This window comes from Citrobacter sp. Cu096, assembly GCF_030332285.1.
GTDB classification, from domain to species: Bacteria; Pseudomonadota; Gammaproteobacteria; order Enterobacterales; family Enterobacteriaceae; genus Citrobacter; species Citrobacter meridianamericanus.
In genome coordinates, this window is record NZ_JAOWID010000030.1 from 972,205 (window position 1) to 990,601 (window position 18,397).

Annotated in this window: 13 protein-coding genes, 2 tRNA genes and 1 other RNA gene; 9 read left to right on the forward strand and 7 right to left on the reverse strand. The window is 49.8% G+C overall.

Annotated features, from left to right (window positions below; genetic code table 11):
* Nucleotides 1-329: 329 nt before the first annotated feature.
* The 4 genes from OGX99_RS19010 to narI are packed head-to-tail and all read left to right on the forward strand — an operon-like array spanning nt 330 to nt 6,992.
* Nucleotides 330-4,073, forward strand: coding sequence for a nitrate reductase subunit alpha (locus OGX99_RS19010; RefSeq protein ID WP_151219394.1), 3,744 nt, complete (start codon nt 330-332; stop codon nt 4,071-4,073).
* The gene (narH, locus tag OGX99_RS19015; RefSeq protein WP_151219393.1) at nt 4,070-5,608 is read left to right on the forward strand and encodes a nitrate reductase subunit beta; all 1,539 of its coding nucleotides are present in this window, start codon (nt 4,070-4,072) and stop codon (nt 5,606-5,608) included. Before OGX99_RS19010 ends, narH begins: the two co-directional genes overlap by 4 nt.
* On the forward strand, nt 5,605-6,315 hold the full coding sequence (gene narJ / locus OGX99_RS19020; protein WP_151219392.1) for a nitrate reductase molybdenum cofactor assembly chaperone: 711 nt from the start codon (nt 5,605-5,607) through the stop codon (nt 6,313-6,315). The genes narH and narJ overlap by 4 nt, the downstream gene beginning before the upstream one ends.
* On the forward strand, nt 6,315-6,992 hold the full coding sequence (narI, locus tag OGX99_RS19025; RefSeq protein WP_151219391.1) for a respiratory nitrate reductase subunit gamma: 678 nt from the start codon (nt 6,315-6,317) through the stop codon (nt 6,990-6,992). The genes narJ and narI overlap by 1 nt, the downstream gene beginning before the upstream one ends.
* 94 nt (nt 6,993-7,086) lie before the next feature.
* Here narI and OGX99_RS19030 read toward each other — a convergent pair.
* From OGX99_RS19030 to OGX99_RS19050, 5 genes are all read right to left on the reverse strand, one after another.
* Nucleotides 7,087-7,217, reverse strand: a non-coding RNA gene (locus OGX99_RS19030) — RtT sRNA.
* 44 nt (nt 7,218-7,261) lie between these two features.
* A tRNA-Tyr gene (locus OGX99_RS19035) sits at nt 7,262-7,346 on the reverse strand.
* 34 nt (nt 7,347-7,380) lie between these two features.
* Nucleotides 7,381-7,465, reverse strand: a tRNA-Tyr gene (locus OGX99_RS19040).
* Between the two features lie 155 nt (nt 7,466-7,620).
* A complete protein-coding gene (gene purU, locus OGX99_RS19045) occupies nt 7,621-8,463 on the reverse strand; it encodes a formyltetrahydrofolate deformylase (protein WP_151219390.1) in 843 nt (280 codons plus the stop codon).
* 55 nt (nt 8,464-8,518) lie between these two features.
* Nucleotides 8,519-8,974, reverse strand: coding sequence for a YchJ family protein (locus OGX99_RS19050; RefSeq protein WP_151219389.1), 456 nt, complete (start codon nt 8,972-8,974; stop codon nt 8,519-8,521).
* A gap of 111 nt (nt 8,975-9,085) precedes the next feature.
* Between OGX99_RS19050 and rssA the strand changes: the two genes are divergently transcribed.
* The 3 genes from rssA (at nt 9,086) to galU (ending at nt 12,214) form a co-directional block, all read left to right on the forward strand.
* Nucleotides 9,086-9,997, forward strand: coding sequence for a patatin-like phospholipase RssA (gene rssA / locus OGX99_RS19055; RefSeq protein ID WP_151219388.1), 912 nt, complete (start codon nt 9,086-9,088; stop codon nt 9,995-9,997).
* Nucleotides 9,998-10,087: 90 nt separating this feature from the next.
* Nucleotides 10,088-11,101, forward strand: coding sequence for a two-component system response regulator RssB (gene rssB, locus OGX99_RS19060; RefSeq protein WP_151219387.1), 1,014 nt, complete (start codon nt 10,088-10,090; stop codon nt 11,099-11,101).
* A gap of 204 nt (nt 11,102-11,305) precedes the next feature.
* Complete coding sequence (galU, locus tag OGX99_RS19065; RefSeq protein ID WP_187252329.1) at nt 11,306-12,214, forward strand: UTP--glucose-1-phosphate uridylyltransferase GalU; 909 nt, start codon at nt 11,306-11,308, stop codon at nt 12,212-12,214.
* 137 nt (nt 12,215-12,351) lie between these two features.
* Here the strand turns inward: galU and hns are convergent, their stop codons facing one another.
* Nucleotides 12,352-12,765, reverse strand: a complete 414-nt coding sequence (hns, locus tag OGX99_RS19070; protein ID WP_003020723.1) for a histone-like nucleoid-structuring protein H-NS — start codon at nt 12,763-12,765, stop codon at nt 12,352-12,354.
* Nucleotides 12,766-13,387: 622 nt separating this feature from the next.
* Here hns and tdk point away from each other — a divergent pair.
* On the forward strand, nt 13,388-14,005 hold the full coding sequence (gene tdk, locus OGX99_RS19075; RefSeq protein WP_151219510.1) for a thymidine kinase: 618 nt from the start codon (nt 13,388-13,390) through the stop codon (nt 14,003-14,005).
* Nucleotides 14,006-14,240: 235 nt separating this feature from the next.
* Here tdk and adhE read toward each other — a convergent pair whose 3' ends face one another.
* A complete protein-coding gene (gene adhE, locus OGX99_RS19080) occupies nt 14,241-16,919 on the reverse strand; it encodes a bifunctional acetaldehyde-CoA/alcohol dehydrogenase (protein ID WP_187259585.1) in 2,679 nt (892 codons plus the stop codon).
* A 489-nt stretch (nt 16,920-17,408) separates the two neighbouring features.
* Between adhE and ychE the strand changes: the two genes are divergently transcribed.
* On the forward strand, nt 17,409-18,056 hold the full coding sequence (gene ychE, locus OGX99_RS19085; RefSeq protein ID WP_286544699.1) for an NAAT family transporter YchE: 648 nt from the start codon (nt 17,409-17,411) through the stop codon (nt 18,054-18,056).
* Nucleotides 18,057-18,397 lie beyond the last annotated feature (341 nt).

Consider the following 18,397-nt stretch of genomic DNA (forward strand, 5'->3'; position numbering starts at 1 on the left):
GTTACAACATACTTATCATGTGGGCACAACAACTGCCTGTGAGTATGGTGCTTTCACGATGCCAGGCAGGGGGGATACCCCTTAATACCCACTTATAAAGAATTTAACATTTGTATGATAAGTGTATTTAAAAAAATTATTATAATTCAGTTAGTTGACTGATTTATAGATATCCCACTAAGGGGGTATGTGAAAATTGTCCCTCATTTTTCATCCCTGTCTGCCTTGATCGTTATCAATTCTTACGTCCTTTCAGAGCGTTACCTTCGCTCTCAATCAAGCAATGTCGATTTATCAGAGAGCCGTCAGGCTCCTACAGGAGAAAACCGATGAGTAAATTCCTGGACCGGTTTCGCTACTTCAAGCAGAAGGGCGAAACCTTTGCCGATGGGCACGGCCAGCTTCTCAATACTAACAGGGACTGGGAGGATGGATATCGCCAGCGTTGGCAGCATGACAAAATCGTGCGTTCAACCCACGGGGTAAACTGCACCGGCTCATGCAGCTGGAAAATCTACGTCAAAAATGGTCTGGTAACCTGGGAAACCCAGCAAACTGACTATCCTCGCACTCGTCCGGATATGCCAAACCACGAGCCTCGCGGCTGTCCGCGCGGTGCAAGCTACTCCTGGTATCTCTACAGCGCTAACCGTCTGAAGTACCCGCTGATGCGTAAACGTCTGATGAAGATGTGGCGTGAAGCAAAAAGATTACACAGCGATCCGGTAGATGCCTGGGCGTCTATTATCGAAGACGCCGACAAAGCAAAGAGCTTCAAACAAGCGCGCGGTCGTGGTGGTTTCGTTCGTTCTTCCTGGCAGGAAGTGAACGAACTGATTGCTGCGTCTAACGTGTATACCATCAAGACCTATGGCCCTGACCGCGTCGCTGGCTTCTCGCCCATCCCGGCAATGTCCATGGTCTCTTACGCTTCTGGCGCGCGCTACCTGTCGCTGATCGGCGGTACCTGCCTGAGCTTCTACGACTGGTATTGCGACTTACCGCCAGCATCTCCGCAAACCTGGGGTGAGCAAACAGACGTACCTGAATCCGCCGACTGGTACAACTCCAGCTATATTATTGCCTGGGGATCCAACGTACCTCAGACCCGTACCCCGGATGCGCACTTCTTCACTGAAGTTCGGTATAAAGGCACCAAAACGGTAGCAATTACGCCGGACTATGCAGAAATTGCCAAACTGTGCGACCTGTGGCTGGCACCGAAACAAGGGACCGATGCGGCGATGGCGATGGCGATGGGCCACGTCATGCTGCGCGAGTTCCACCTCGATAATCCGAGCCAGTACTTCACCGACTACGTACGTCGCTATACCGACATGCCAATGCTGGTGATGCTGGAAGAGCGCGACGGCTACTATGCTGCTGGTCGTATGCTGCGTGCGGCGGATTTGGTTGATGCTCTGGGCCAGGAAAACAATCCAGAATGGAAAACTGTTGCTATCAACAGCAACGGCGAAATGGTTGCGCCAAACGGTTCAATTGGTTTCCGTTGGGGCGAAAAAGGCAAATGGAACCTTGAGCAGCGTGACGGCACATCTGGTGATGAAACCGAACTGCAGCTCAGTCTGCTGGGGAGTCAGGATGACATCGCTGAAGTAGGTTTCCCATACTTTGGCGGTGAAGGTACTGAACATTTCAGCAAAGTAGAACTGGAAAACATTCTGCTGCATAAATTGCCGGTTAAACGTCTGCAACTGGCCGATGGTTCTACCGCACTGGTGACCACCGTTTACGACCTGACCATGGCCAACTACGGTCTGGAACGTGGTCTGAACGATGAAAATTGCGCGACCAGCTACGATGACGTGAAAGCGTATACCCCAGCATGGGCAGAGAAAATTACCGGCGTATCACGTGCTCAGATTGTGCGCATCGCCCGTGAATTTGCGGATAATGCCGACAAGACGCACGGTCGTTCGATGATTATCGTCGGTGCGGGCCTGAACCACTGGTACCACCTCGATATGAACTATCGCGGCCTAATCAATATGCTGATTTTCTGCGGTTGTGTGGGTCAGAGTGGTGGCGGCTGGGCACACTATGTCGGCCAGGAGAAACTGCGCCCTCAGACCGGCTGGCAGCCGCTGGCGTTTGCCCTTGACTGGCAGCGTCCGGCGCGTCACATGAACAGCACCTCCTACTTCTATAATCACTCCAGTCAGTGGCGGTATGAGACGGTCACCGCGCAGGAACTGCTGTCTCCGCTGGCAGATAAATCCCGCTATAGCGGCCACCTGATTGATTTTAACGTTCGCGCTGAACGTATGGGCTGGCTACCATCTGCGCCTCAGTTGGGTACCAACCCGCTGTATATCGCGCAAGAAGCGCAGAATGCAGGTATGACACCGGTGGATTACACCGTGAAATCCCTGAAAGAAGGCTCGATTCGCTTTGCGGCGGAACAACCTGAAAACGGTAAAAACCATCCGCGTAACCTGTTCATCTGGCGTTCTAACCTGCTCGGTTCTTCAGGTAAAGGACATGAGTACATGCTGAAGTACCTGCTGGGTACCGAGCACGGTATTCAGGGGATGGATTTGGGCCAGCAGAACGGCGTGAAGCCAGAAGAAGTGGAATGGCATGACAACGGACTGGACGGCAAACTGGATCTGGTGGTGACGCTGGACTTCCGTCTGTCGAGCACCTGTCTGTATTCCGACATCGTGCTGCCTACCGCAACCTGGTATGAAAAAGATGATATGAATACCTCGGATATGCATCCGTTTATTCATCCGCTGTCTGCCGCCGTTGACCCAGCCTGGGAGTCGAAAAGCGACTGGGAAATCTACAAAGGCATCGCGAAGACATTTTCTGAAGTCTGCGTAGGCCACCTCGGGAAAGAAACCGACGTCGTTACGCTGCCAATCCAGCACGATTCTGCCGCCGAACTGGCGCAACCGCTGGATGTAAAAGACTGGAAAAAAGGCGAATGCGACCTGATTCCGGGGGTTACCGCGCCGCACATCATGACCGTTGAGCGTGACTACCCGGCAACCTATGAGCGCTTTACTTCTATCGGTCCATTGATGGAAAAAATCGGTAACGGCGGTAAAGGTATTGCCTGGAACACCCAGAGCGAAATGGATCTGCTGCGTAAGCTCAACTACACCAAGGCGGAAGGCCCGGCGAAAGGACAGCCTTGTCTAAACACGGCTATTGATGCCGCTGAGATGATCCTGACACTGGCCCCTGAAACCAATGGTCAGGTCGCCGTGAAAGCCTGGAAAGCGTTGAGTGAATTTACCGGACGTGACCATGCACATTTGGCGTTGAATAAAGAAGACGAAAAAATTCGCTTCCGTGACATTCAGGCGCAGCCGCGAAAAATTATTTCCAGCCCGACCTGGTCTGGTCTGGAAGATGAACATGTGTCTTATAACGCCGGTTATACCAACGTTCACGAACTGATCCCATGGCGTACGCTTTCCGGTCGCCAGCAGTTGTATCAGGATCATCAATGGATGCGTGATTTCGGTGAAAGCCTGTTGGTTTACCGCCCACCTATTGACACTCGTTCAGTGAAAGAGGTGATGGGTGAGAAGTCTAACGGTAACCCGGAAAAAGCGCTTAACTTCCTGACGCCGCACCAGAAATGGGGTATCCACTCCACCTACAGCGACAACCTGCTGATGCTGACATTGTCACGCGGTGGTCCGATCGTGTGGATGAGTGAAGTCGATGCGAAAGAACTGGGTATCGAAGATAACGACTGGATCGAAGTTTTCAACAGCAACGGTGCGCTGACCGCACGTGCGGTTGTCAGCCAGCGTGTGCCGGCCGGGATGACCATGATGTACCACGCGCAGGAACGCATCGTTAACCTGCCGGGTTCAGAAATCACCCAGCAGCGCGGCGGGATCCATAACTCGGTGACCCGTATTACGCCGAAACCGACCCACATGATCGGCGGCTATGCGCAACTGGCATACGGTTTTAACTACTACGGTACCGTCGGTTCAAACCGCGATGAGTTCGTAGTTGTACGTAAGATGAAGAACATTAACTGGTTGGATGGCGAAGGCAATGACCAGGTACAGGAGAGCGTAAAATGAAAATTCGTTCACAAGTCGGCATGGTGCTGAATCTCGATAAGTGCATCGGCTGCCACACCTGTTCAGTGACCTGTAAAAACGTCTGGACCAGCCGCGAAGGTATGGAATACGCCTGGTTCAATAACGTCGAAAGTAAGCCTGGTGTTGGTTTCCCGAATGACTGGGAAAATCAGGAAAAATGGAAGGGCGGTTGGATCCGTAAAATCAACGGTAAGTTGCAACCGCGCATGGGTAACCGTGCGCTGCTGCTGGGTAAAATCTTTGCTAACCCGCATCTACCGGGCATGGATGACTACTACGAGCCGTTTGATTTCGACTATCAGAATCTGCACACCGCACCGGAAGGCAGCAAAGCGCAGCCGATTGCCCGTCCGCGCTCGCTGATCACCGGTCAGCGGATGGACAAAATTACCAGCGGTCCTAACTGGGAAGAAATTCTGGGCGGCGAGTTCGAAAAACGCGCCAAAGACCAGAACTTCGAAAACATGCAGAAGGCAATGTACGGCCAGTTCGAAAACACCTTCATGATGTATTTGCCGCGCCTGTGTGAGCACTGCCTTAACCCGGCGTGTGTGGCGACCTGCCCGAGTGGCGCTATCTACAAGCGTGAAGAAGATGGCATCGTGCTGATCGACCAGGACAAGTGCCGTGGCTGGCGTATGTGCATCACCGGCTGCCCGTACAAGAAGATTTACTTCAACTGGAAGAGCGGGAAGTCCGAGAAGTGCATCTTCTGCTATCCGCGTATCGAAGCGGGTCAACCGACCGTTTGCTCCGAAACCTGTGTTGGTCGTATCCGTTATCTCGGCGTACTGCTGTATGACGCAGATGCGATCGAAAGCGCGGCCAGCACCGAGCACGAAAAGGATCTGTACCAGCGTCAACTGGACGTGTTCCTCGATCCGAACGATCCAGCGGTTATTGAACAGGCGCTGAAAGATGGTATTCCGCTGAGCGTCATTGACGCTGCACAACAGTCTCCGGTTTACAAAATGGCGATGGACTGGAAGCTGGCGCTGCCGCTGCATCCGGAATACCGTACGCTACCGATGGTCTGGTATGTGCCGCCTTTGTCACCGATTCAGTCTGCCGCGGACGCGGGTACGCTTGGTAGCAACGGTATTCTGCCGGACGTTGAGAGTTTGCGTATCCCGGTTCAATACCTGGCGAACCTCCTCACCGCAGGCGACACACAGCCGGTACTGTTGGCGCTGAAACGTATGCTGGCGATGCGTCACTACAAACGTGCGGAAACCGTTGACGGTAAAGTTGATACCCGTGCGCTGGAAGAGGTGGGATTAAGCGAAGCGCAGGCACAGGAAATGTATCGTTATCTGGCGATTGCTAACTACGAAGATCGTTTCGTGGTACCGAGCAGTCATCGTGAACTGGCGCGTGAGGCATTCCCGGAGAAAAGCGGTTGCGGCTTTACCTTCGGTGACGGTTGCCACGGTTCTGATACTAAATTCAATCTGTTCAACAGCCGCCGCATCGACGCTGTTGATGTGACCAGCAAAACGGAGCCGCACCAATGATTGAACTCGTCATTGTTTCGCGTCTGCTCGAGTACCCGGATGCTGCCTTATGGCAGCATCAGCAGGAACTTTTCGATGCACTCGCGTCATCTGAAAACCTGGATAAAGAGGATGCCCAGACCCTGGGCGTTTTCCTGCGCGATCTCACTGCGCAGGACATGCTGGATGTGCAGGCAAGCTATAGCGAACTGTTTGACCGTGGTCGCGCCACCTCGCTGCTGTTGTTTGAACATGTACACGGCGAGTCCCGCGATCGTGGTCAGGCGATGGTCGATCTGATGTCGCAGTATGAGCAGCACGGTTTGCAGCTCGACAGCCGCGAGCTTCCCGATCATCTTCCGCTGTATCTGGAATACCTTGCGCAACTGCCGAAAAGCGAAGCGTTAGCTGGATTACAGGATATAGCACCAATTCTGGCGCTGCTCAGCGCACGTTTGCAACAGCGTGAAAGCCGTTATGCGATGCTGTTTGATCTGCTGTTAAAACTGGCGAATACCGTTATCGACAGCGATAAAGTGGCTGAAAAGATTGCGGATGAAGCGCGTGATGATACCCCACAAGCGCTGGATGCAGTTTGGGAAGAAGAGCAAGTGAAATTCTTCGCCGATCAGGGGTGTGGCGAGTCGGAAATCACCGCTTATCAGCGTCGTTTTGCCGGGGCCGTTGCGCCGCAGTATCTGAATATCACCACCGGAGGACAGCAATAATGCACTTCCTGAATACGTTCTTCTTTGACATCTATCCGTACATTGCAGGTTCAGTCTTTCTTATCGGCAGCTGGCTGCGTTATGACTACGGACAGTACACCTGGCGTGCGGCGTCCAGCCAGATGCTGGATCGTAAAGGGATGAACATGGCGTCAAACCTGTTTCATATCGGGATTCTGGGTATTTTTGCCGGTCACTTCCTTGGTATGTTAACGCCGCACTGGATGTATGAAGCGTGGCTGCCGCTCGAAGTGAAGCAGAAGATGGCGATGTTTGCGGGCGGGGCATCCGGCGTGATGTGCCTGGTTGGTGGCGTTTTACTGCTTAAACGCCGTCTGTTCAGCCCACGTGTGCGGGCAACCACGACTGCAGCAGATATTTTGATTCTTTCCCTGCTGGTGGTTCAGTGTGCGCTGGGCCTGTTGACCATTCCGTTCTCTGCCCAGCATATGGACGGCAGCGAGATGATGAAGCTGGTGAACTGGGCACAGTCTGTGGTGACTTTCCACGGCGGAGCGTCTCAATATCTGGATGGTGTCGCGTTTATTTTCCGTATGCACCTGGTGTTGGGGATGACGCTGTTCCTGTTGTTCCCATTCTCGCGCCTGGTGCACATCTGGAGCGTTCCGGTCGAGTACCTGACGCGTAAATACCAGATTGTACGAGCGCGTCACTAATCGGTTATCTGTATAAGACAAACCCTGCTTCGGCGGGGTTTTTTTATGGTTGTTTGCAAGAAGATGTATTTAGCTGAAGTGTTACTGGAGAAGTAGGTTGTGGGGGAAGGATTACTCAGCGCTGCGCGCTTCGCCCTTCGGGTCGTTGCCTGCGGCAACGCTTTCTCGCTACGCTCGAATCGAACCTTAGTCGAAGCTTCTCATCCTTCCCTATTGGGCGGTTCATGGGGCACTACAGATGAATTCGGTGTTGGTGCTATATGAAATGATGGTGGTGGGGGAAGGATTCGAACCTTCGAAGTCGATGACGGCAGATTTACAGTCTGCTCCCTTTGGCCGCTCGGGAACCCCACCTGAGGTATACTGATTTTGTGAACTAGCTGAATAATGGTGGTGGGGGAAGGATTCGAACCTTCGAAGTCGATGACGGCAGATTTACAGTCTGCTCCCTTTGGCCGCTCGGGAACCCCACCACGGGGTAATGCTTTTACTGGCCTGCTTCCGTTGGAAGCGGGGCGCATCATATCAAATGATGCGCCGCTGTAAAGCATTCCTTTGCTTAACATGAACTGTTTGCGTACTTTTCATCCGTAACGCAGTAAAGCTAATCAATTCATATTATTGGTGATTACAGAATAATCGTTCGGTTACCGTAAACAAAGACGCGTTGAGCCAGAACCTGATACAGCGCGCGGCTTAATACATTTTTCTCAACGTCACGACCTGCGCGCATCATATCTTCTGCACTGTAGGTGTGATCCACATGAATCACGTCCTGCATAATAATTGGACCTTCATCGAGATTATCATTCACATAATGCGCCGTCGCACCGATGATCTTCACGCCGCGCTCATAGGCTTGATGGTAAGGGCGAGCACCAATAAACGCTGGCAGGAATGAATGGTGGATATTGATAATCTTATTCGGGAAGCGGGAAACAAATGTAGGTGTCAGAACGCGCATGTATTTTGCCAGCACGACATAGTCCGGTTGGTGCGCGTCGATAGCGTCGGCCATTTTCTGGTCATGCTCGTCACGCGTTAAACCTTCATGGCTGACCAGCTCAAACGGAATATCGAATCGCTCAACCAAGGAGCGCAGCGTCTCGTGGTTGCCGATCACCGCAGCGATTTCAACATCCAGTCCGCCATAATTGGCCTTCATTAACAGATCGCCCAAACAATGAGCTTCTTTAGTGACCAAAATGACGATGCGACGGCGGCCTGCTGGCGTTAATTCACGAATGGAGCCTTCGGGTAAGGCGCTATCCAGATCGGCAAGCAGCGTGACGTCGTTAAAAATACCCTCCAGTTCGGTACGCATAAAAAAGCGCCCGGTACGGTGGTCCACGAACTCATTGTTTTGCACGATATTCAGCTCGTGTTTGTAACAGATATTCGTAATGCGTGCGATCAGACCTTTTTGGTCCGGGCAAATAGTACGCAGTACTTTTCGTTGTAATGAATGCATTTGCAGCGGTGATCCTGTTGAGAATGTTTGCAAAATTGATACTGTCGGGCGTTGACTAGCCGCAGCACTTTTTAAATTTTTTACCGGAGCCACAAGGGCAGGTATCGTTTCGTCCAATTTGAGGGCGTGTACCGTCTATATAGTACCACTGACCGTTTTCTTTTAGAAAACGAGAGCGCTCGATAATTACGCCTGTTTTACCTTGTTCTGTAAACCGTGCGACAAAGCTGACATAGCCGGTATTTTCTGCGTCTGTCGTCTCTTGTTCAAAAACGGTCAGTCCGAGCCATTCGGTATGGCTAAATCCTGCGATAATGTCGTCGCGAAACGCGGTTGCATGACAGTCTGGATGCCAGGTTTTGATCAGGTAATCTGCGTCCTTCATCACAAAAGCGCAGTAGCGAGAACGCATGAGGTGTGACGGCGTAGGTGCTACTTGTTCGCCAGACACATAACGGTAGCAACATAGGCTATACTCGACAGCGCTACCACAGGGACAAACCTGAGACACAAAATACTCCCTGGAATAAAAAAACGGCGTAAAAACGCCACGGTGGCACTATGTTAACTGAGCCGTAGTGATGTTGCTACGTCTGCAAGCCAGGGGAAGTCTGTAGGTACAATGAGAAAAATAAAAATTGGGCTGGCGCTAGGTTCCGGCGCAGCGCGAGGCTGGTCGCATATTGGTGTGATTAAAGCCCTGAAACACATGGGCATTGATATTGATATCGTTGCGGGTTGTTCTATCGGCTCGTTGGTGGGCGCCGCTTATGCCTGCAATAAATTACCTGCCCTTGAGCAGTGGGTTTGCTCATTCAGCTATTGGGATGTTTTACGCCTGATGGATCTCTCGTGGCGTAGAGGTGGATTGCTGCGCGGTGAACGTGTATTCAATCAGTATCGTAATGTCATGCCGGTAGAAGCTATTGAACAATGCACACGTCGTTTCGCAACGGTTGCCACAAACCTGAGCACGGGTCGGGAGCTATGGTTCACCGAAGGTGATTTGCATCTCGCTGTCCGAGCCTCCTGCAGTATTCCCGGTCTGATGTCTCCCGTGGCGCATAATGGTTACTGGTTGGTCGATGGTGCAGTGGTGAATCCCGTACCTGTGTCCCTGACCCGCGCGCTGGGTGCTGACATCGTTATTGCCGTCGATCTGCAACACGATGCGCATCTTATGCAGCAAGATTTACTCTCCTTCAACGTCAGCAGTGATAGCGAATTGAGTGGTGACACTGACGAGCTTTCCTGGCGTGCCCGCCTGAAAGAGCGTTTGAGCAACATTACGGCCAGGCGTGCGGTCACCGCACCGACGGCGATGGAAATCATGACGACTTCTATTCAGGTTCTGGAAAACCGTCTGAAACGTAACCGCATGGCTGGCGACCCGCCGGATATTCTGATTCAGCCGTTTTGTCCGCAAATATCCACGTTGGATTTCCACCGCGCTAGCGCAGCAATTGCTGCCGGACAACTGGCGGTCGAGAAGAAAATGGATGAACTTCTACCCTTGGTGAAAACCAACGTCTAACGCATTTTTTATCAACACTTAAGCAAATTCTGACAGGCGTGAGTAGCAATAGCATGCCACTATTTACTAAAGCCAGTCAGGGGGGAGAATATGACGCAGCCATTGGTCGGAAAACAGATTCTTATCGTTGAGGATGAGCCGGTATTTCGCTCACTCATGGACTCATGGTTTTCCTCTTTGGGGGCGACAACAGCGGTAGCTGGCGATGGGCTTGAAGCTCTGGAATTACTCGGACACTTTAACCCAGATTTGATGATCTGCGATCTGGCTATGCCAAGAATGAACGGCCTCAAACTGGTGGAGTATCTGCGTAATCGTGGCGATCAGACCCCGATACTGGTGATCTCCGCAACGGAAAACATGTCCGACATCGCTAAGGCGCTGCGCTTGGGTGTGGATGATGTGCTACTGAAACCAGTAAAGGACCTTAACCGCCTACGTGAAACCGTCTTTGCGTGCTTGTATCCCAATATGTTTAATTCACGTGTGGAAGAAGAAGAACGGCTGTTTCGCGACTGGGATGCGATGGTCGGCGATCCGGCTGCTGCGGCAAAGCTGTTACAAGAATTACAGCCTCCGGTGTCACAAGTGATTTCACACTGTCGAATCAATTATCGCCAGTTAGTGGCCGCCGATCAGCCGGGGCTGGTACTGGATATTGCGCCGCTCTCGGACCATGACCTTGCGTTTTATTGCCTTGATGTGACAAGGGCAGGGGATAACGGTGTCCTGGCAGCATTATTACTGCGCGCGCTATTTAACGGTTTGTTGCAGGAACAGTTGGCACATCAAAATCAACGGTTACCGGAGCTCGGTGCGTTATTGAAGCAGGTAAACCATTTACTGCGCCAGGCTAATTTGCCTGGACAGTTTCCCTTGCTGGTGGGCTATTACCACAGCGAATTAAAAAACCTGATTTTGGTATCTGCAGGGCTGAATGCGACATTAAATACGGGTTCCCACAACGTACAAATCAGTAATGGCGTTCCGCTGGGCACTTTAGGTAATGCGTATCTTAATCAACTAAGTCAACGCTGCGAGTCCTGGCAATGCCAAATTTGGGGGGCTGGTGGTCGTTTGCGCCTGATGTTGTCTGCGGAATGAACAATTGACAGGTGTGGGAATCAAATTGGTTCACCTCTCTCATGCTGCGGGTGCTACTATCAGCGCCAGATTTATTCGTATTTATCTTAATTATACCGACGCGCGTCCTTTTCAGACCAGAAGCTTGTCGCTGTACTGATATACTGGGATGCGATACAGATTGATGAACACGTTCAATACATGAACAGTCCAGGAGAGTTTTAAATGGCTGCCCTTAATTCGAAAGTCAAAAAGGCCGTTATCCCGGTAGCGGGATTAGGAACCAGGATGTTACCGGCTACGAAAGCTATCCCGAAAGAGATGCTACCGTTGGTTGATAAGCCATTAATTCAGTACGTCGTAAACGAATGTATTGCTGCGGGCATCACTGAAATTGTGCTTGTTACTCACTCGTCTAAAAATTCGATTGAGAACCACTTTGATACCAGCTTTGAACTTGAAGCTATGCTGGAAAAACGTGTAAAACGTCAGCTTCTGGAAGAAGTGCAGTCTATTTGTCCGCCGCATGTCACTATTATGCAGGTGCGTCAGGGGCTGGCCAAAGGTCTGGGTCACGCGGTATTGTGCGCACATCCGGTAGTGGGTGATGAACCAGTTGCGGTTATCCTGCCGGACGTAATTCTTGATGAATACGAATCTGATTTATCACGCGACAACCTTGCCGAAATGATTCATCGTTTTGATGAAACAGGCAGTAGCCAGATTATGGTTGAGCCGGTAGAAGATGTTACCGCTTATGGTGTTGTTGATTGTAAGGGCGTTGAATTAGCTCCTGGCGAAAGCGTACCGATGGTTGGCGTTGTTGAAAAGCCGAAGGCCGATGTAGCGCCATCTAATTTGGCCGTTGTGGGGCGTTACGTGCTGAGCGCAGATATTTGGCCTCTGCTGGCTAAAACCCCTCCGGGAGCGGGTGATGAAATTCAGCTGACTGATGCTATTGATATGCTGATTGAAAAAGAAACGGTTGAAGCTTATCACATGAAGGGCAAAAGCCATGACTGTGGTAATAAGCTGGGTTATATGCAAGCGTTCGTAGAATATGGTATTCGCCATAATACACTGGGTGCTGAATTTAAAGCCTGGCTGGAAGAAGAGATGGGTATTAAGAAGTAACCTCCAGGTATTACCAGGTAAGAACGGCGCTGTTAACCCAGCGCCGTTTTTTTATACCTAATCCAGGTATGGATAGAGCGAAGTAGCGGCAAAAAAAATCCCGCCATTGGCGGGATTTTGAACAGCGTAATTCTGAATTATTCCTTGATCAGGAAGTCATCCAGTTGTTTACCTTGTTCTTCCATCGCTTTTTTGATCACAGCCGGTGTACGACCCTGGCCAGTCCAGGTTTTAGTTTCACCGTTTTCGTCAACATAGCTATATTTAGCCGGACGCGCAGCACGTTTAGCTTTGGTGCCAGATTTAACAGCAGCCATGCTATTCAGCAGTTCGTTCGGATCAATGCCGTCAGCGATCAGCATTTCACGATATTGTTGCAGTTTACGAGTACGTTCTTCAACTTCAGCAGCGGCAGCGCTTTCTTCTTCACGGCGCTCGCTAACTACAACTTCTAATTTTTCCAGCATTTCTTCAAGCGTTTCCAGAGTACATTCTCTTGCCTGCGCACGAAGAGTACGGATGTTGTTCAGAATTTTAAGTGCTTCGCTCATTGTAGTAATCTCAAACTTATATTGGGGGTGGTTTGTTGAGCTAATAATAGAGCGATAAATTCAGTTGTGCAATAGCCAGGAATGTAAGGAATTCAAAATTGCGCTTTATTTAGTATCAGAATTAATTCTTCTGTCATAAATTCCACGTGCTGTTGGGCATAAAAAAGGCTTATTGGTGAGGGGGCTTCTCAGCAGTTGAGAGTAAAAATTCAAGATTCAGGTCACATTTTATGGTGTACAAATAGTATCTCTTTGCAGTGATTTCAACCTTTTGTATTAGTTTTGCTTACGTGAATTCACTAATACATGGCGACTGTGGGTAGATTCAATAACAATAAGGAAAGGGTTTCTTTATTGCCACAGGATGAAAAACCGCATGGATAAATTTCATGAGCACTATTTGTGAAAGAGTATGTATATACACATCCAGTTTCAGGTTATCTGGGCTATGGCAGAGTGTACTCATGCTCTCATGTAACTTAAAAAACTGGTTATTAAGGCGACACTGAGCGAGCCTGTATGCGCATTTATACGCCTTTGGGAGCAACGCTACGCCGACACTTTCGTGAAATATGATACAATCCCGCCCATATTTATTTCCCCAGGTGAGGGCCTTCGGTCAATGGCACAGCTATATTTTTACTATTCTGCAATGAATGCCGGTAAGTCGACTGCATTGCTGCAATCTTCGTACAATTATCAGGAACGTGGGATGCGTGCTGTTGTATATACAGCGGAAATTGATGACCGTTTTGGCGCTGGAAAAGTAAGTTCACGTATAGGTCTGTCGTCACCTGCAAAATTGTTTAACCAAAATTCATCATTGTTCGAAGAGATTCGTGCTGAAAACGAGCTGCAAAGAATTCACTGTGTACTGGTTGATGAGTCGCAGTTTCTGACTCGGCAACAGGTTTATGAATTATCTGAAGTAGTCGATCGGCTGGATATTCCCGTGTTGTGCTATGGTTTACGCACAGATTTCCGTGGTGAATTATTTGGCGGCAGCGAATACCTGCTTGCATGGTCTGATAAGCTGGTTGAATTAAAAACAATTTGTTTCTGTGGGCGTAAGGCCAGTATGGTTTTACGTCTTGATCAGGCTGGAAGACCCTATAACGAGGGCGAGCAGGTCGTTATTGGCGGGAATGAACGTTATGTCTCGGTTTGTCGTAAACATTATAAACAAGCGCAGTCTGAGGGCTCTCTGACGGCGATACAAGAGCGACACAGCCACGATTAACCCTTAGCGCTTACGCGCGCTTAGTCACGCAGGGTAGGCCGCGACATTCGACAATGTTCTCTACCCTGTCAGGTTCTCTCTGACGCAATTCTTACACCGTACTGGCCCCACTCCAACAGAACCATCCTCTATACGCCTCTGAATTACGTATATGCCTGTTCCGATAGAGTAGGACATAAAAAAACGGCCCCAATGTGGGGCCGTTTAGAGTGAAACTAAAACTTATCTGGTCGAATTAAGCGGATTTCTTCGCTTTCTTCTCAGCTTTCGGTGCTGCTACTGTTTCAGCCTTAGCTGCGGCCTGGCCTTCGCTGTACTCACGACCGTAGTAGGTATCCAGCAGGATCTGTTTCAGTTCAGAAATCAGCGGGTAACGCGGGTTAGCACCAGTACACTGGTCATCAAACGCATCTTCAGACAGTTTGTCCACGTGTGCCAGGAAGTCAGCTTCCTGAACGCCAGCTTCACGGATAGACTTAGGAATACCCAGTTCAGCTTTGATTTCTTCAAGCCAGCCCAGCAGTTTCTGGATTTTCGCAGCAGTGCGGTCGCCCGGTGCGCTCAGACCCAGATGATCTGCGATTTCAGCATAGCGACGACGAGCTTGTGGGCGGTCATACTGGCTGAATGCAGTCTGTTTAGTCGGGTTGTCGTTGGCGTTATAACGAATAACGTTGCTGATCAGCAGGGCGTTCGCCAGACCGTGAGGAATGTGGAACTGAGAACCCAGCTTGTGCGCCATTGAGTGACATACACCCAGGAAGGCGTTAGCAAACGCGATACCGGCGATGGTTGCTGCACTGTGTACACGTTCACGAGCTACCGGGTTCTTAGAACCTTCATGGTAGGACGCCGGCAGGTTTTCTTTCAGCAGTTTCAGCGCCTGCAGAGCCTGACCGTCAGAGAACTCAGAAGCCAGTACGGAAACGTAAGCTTCCAAAGCGTGAGTTACGGCATCAAGACCACCGAACGCACACAGGGACTTCGGCATATCCATGACCAGGTTAGCATCAACAATCGCCATATCCGGAGTCAGCGCATAGTCTGCCAGCGGGTATTTCTGCCCGGTTGCATCGTCAGTAACAACAGCAAACGGAGTCACTTCAGAACCGGTACCGGAAGTGGTAGTAACGGCAACCATCTTCGCTTTGACGCCCATTTTCGGGAACTTGTAGATACGTTTACGGATGTCCATAAAACGCAGCGCCAGTTCTTCAAAGTGAGTTTCCGGATGCTCGTACATAACCCACATAATTTTCGCGGCGTCCATCGGGGAACCACCACCCAGCGCAATGATCACGTCTGGTTTGAAAGAGTTAGCCAGCTCAGCACCTTTGCGTACAACGGTCAGAGTTGGGTCAGCTTCGACTTCAAAGAACACTTCAGTTTCAACGCCAGCAGCTTTCAGCACGGAAGTGATTTGATCAGCATAACCGTTGTTAAACAGGAAGCGGTCGGTCACGATCAGCGCACGTTTGTGACCATCGGTAATCACTTCATCCAGTGCGATTGGCAGAGAGCCACGACGGAAGTAGATAGATTTCGGAAGTTTGTGCCACAACATGTTTTCAGCTCGCTTAGCAACGGTTTTCTTGTTGATCAGGTGCTTAGGACCAACGTTTTCAGAGATGGAGTTACCACCCCATGAACCACAACCCAGAGTCAGGGAAGGTGCGAGTTTGAAGTTGTACAGGTCACCGATACCACCCTGAGATGCAGGGGTGTTAATCAGGATACGTGCGGTTTTCATCATCTGGCCGAAGTAAGCAACGCGTTCTGGCTGGTTGTCCTGGTCGGTGTACAGGCATGAGGTATGACCGATACCGCCCATCGCAACCAGTTTTTCAGCTTTATTAACGGCGTCTTCAAAGTCTTTCGCACGGTACATCGCCAGCGTCGGAGACAGTTTTTCGTGAGCAAACGGTTCGCTTTCGTCAACAACCTTCACTTCGCCGATCAGAATCTTGGTGGTTTCTGGTACGGAGAAGCCTGCCAGTTCAGCAATTTTGTATGCCGGCTGACCAACGATGGCCGCGTTCAGCGCGCCATTTTTCAGGATAACGTCCTGAACAGCTTTCAGCTCTTTACCCTGCAGCATGTAGCCACCGTGAGTCGCGAAACGCTCACGTACTGCGTCATATACAGAGTCAACAACAACAACAGACTGTTCAGAAGCACAGATTACGCCGTTATCGAAGGTTTTAGACATCAGAACGGAGGCAACAGCACGCTTGATATCTGCGGTTTCATCGATGACAACCGGGGTGTTACCTGCGCCTACGCCGATAGCTGGTTTACCGGAGCTGTATGCAGCTTTCACCATGCCTGGACCACCAGTCGCAAGGATCAGGTTGATGTCCGGGTGGTGCATCAGCGCGTTAGACAGTTCTACGGAAGGTTGATCGATCCAGCCGATCAGATCTTTCGGCGCGCCAGCAGCGATGGCTGCCTGCAGAACGATATCAGCGGCTTTATTGGTCGCATCTTTAGCACGCGGATGCGGAGAGAAGATGATGGCGTTACGCGTCTTCAGGCTGATCAGCGATTTGAAGATGGCAGTAGAAGTTGGGTTAGTGGTTGGAACGATACCGCAGATAATACCAATCGGTTCAGCGATGGTAATGGTACCGAAAGTGTCGTCTTCAGACAGCACACCACAGGTCTTTTCATCTTTATATGCGTTATAGATGTATTCGGAAGCGAAGTGGTTTTTAATCACTTTATCTTCGACGATGCCCATGCCGGATTCGGCAACGGCCATTTTCGCGAGAGGGATTCGAGCGTCTGCGGCAGCCAGAGCGGCGGCACGGAAGATTTTGTCAACCTGTTCTTGAGTGAAACTGGCATATTCACGCTGGGCTTTTTTTACGCGCTCTACAAGTGCGTTAAGTTCAGCGACATTAGTAACAGCCATAATGCTCTCCTGATAATGTTAAACTTTTTTAGTAAATCATCTGCTCGATACGAGAGTATAGACAGATCGACGAAAATTTGTGTAACGTTTTGAAAATCAAACGGTTAATTAACGTCCGTTTTACCTTGATTTACTAAAAGAGCTTATGCGTTAGCGTCAGTTAACTCTAACGCGTTACCTCCAGGTGGCGTAAGCAAGATTACTCACTTCTGAGTAGTAATTGCGTGATCTGGATCAAGATTTCGCAAAGCTGACACCTTTCAGCAGGCCCTTTTAGCGTTTATCGGTAAGTGTTAATGAATTGATGTGATGAATTCCAATGACATTAGCATATTCAATACATATTAATAACACTCACTATTGGTAGCGTATTTACGTAGATAAACGCAGATAGAAGGTGAAGTATGCTGACAAAAAGCGTATCTTCAGCGCGGATTTTATCAATTTTTTTATGACTCATTTTATCCGGCTAACGCTTCGGAGCTAACCGTGATCCAAACGCTATTTGATTTTCCTGTCTATTTTAAATTTTTCATTGGGTTATTTGCGTTGGTCAACCCGGTGGGGATTATCCCTGTCTTTATCAGCATGACCAGCTACCAAACGGCTGCAGCGCGCAACAAAACCAACCTTACGGCAAACCTTTCGGTTGCCATCATCCTGTGGACTTCGCTGTTCCTTGGTGACGGTATTCTGCAACTTTTCGGTATCTCGATAGACTCGTTCAGGATCGCCGGCGGCATCCTGGTGGTGACTATTGCGATGTCGATGATTAGCGGAAAACTTGGCGAAGATAAGCAAAATAAACAGGAAAAATCAGAAACCGCTATTCGCGAAAGCATCGGTGTTGTGCCACTGGCCTTGCCTCTGATGGCGGGGCCGGGGGCGATAAGCTCAACTATCGTTTGGGGCACGCGGTATCATAGTGCGATTAACCTGTTTGGTTTTTTTGTGGCAATTGTGCTGTTTGCCCTGTGCTGTTGGGGGCTGTTCCGTATGGCGCCATGGTTAGTTCGCCTGCTGGGCCAAACGGGCATCAACGTCATTACGCGTATTATGGGATTGCTGTTAATGGCTCTGGGGATTGAGTTCATTGTTACTGGAATCAAGTCTATTTTCCCCGGTTTGCTTGCCTGATATCCCTCTTTTGCATCAACGGAGCCACTATAGGCTCCGTTTCCTTTCATTATCAGTAAAACTTCTCACTAAAGTTGAAAAGTAGCACAACAAAAATAATAAAAACTTATGTTTAGCTCTTTTGTTATTCATTGAATTTATAGATATAACTCTCAACAGTCCGCCTGTGGTGGCTAAGTGTCGCTGTTATTTTAGTAACATCATACTCTGGGGCTTGCTGTAGGATTATCGAAATGTTATTAGTTATTTCAGCGTTTTTTTTAGATGAATGTGCTAATTAATAACCAATTGTTAAATTAATGTGTATTTGAGTGCGGTGTTGATACCGGACAGGGTAGTTA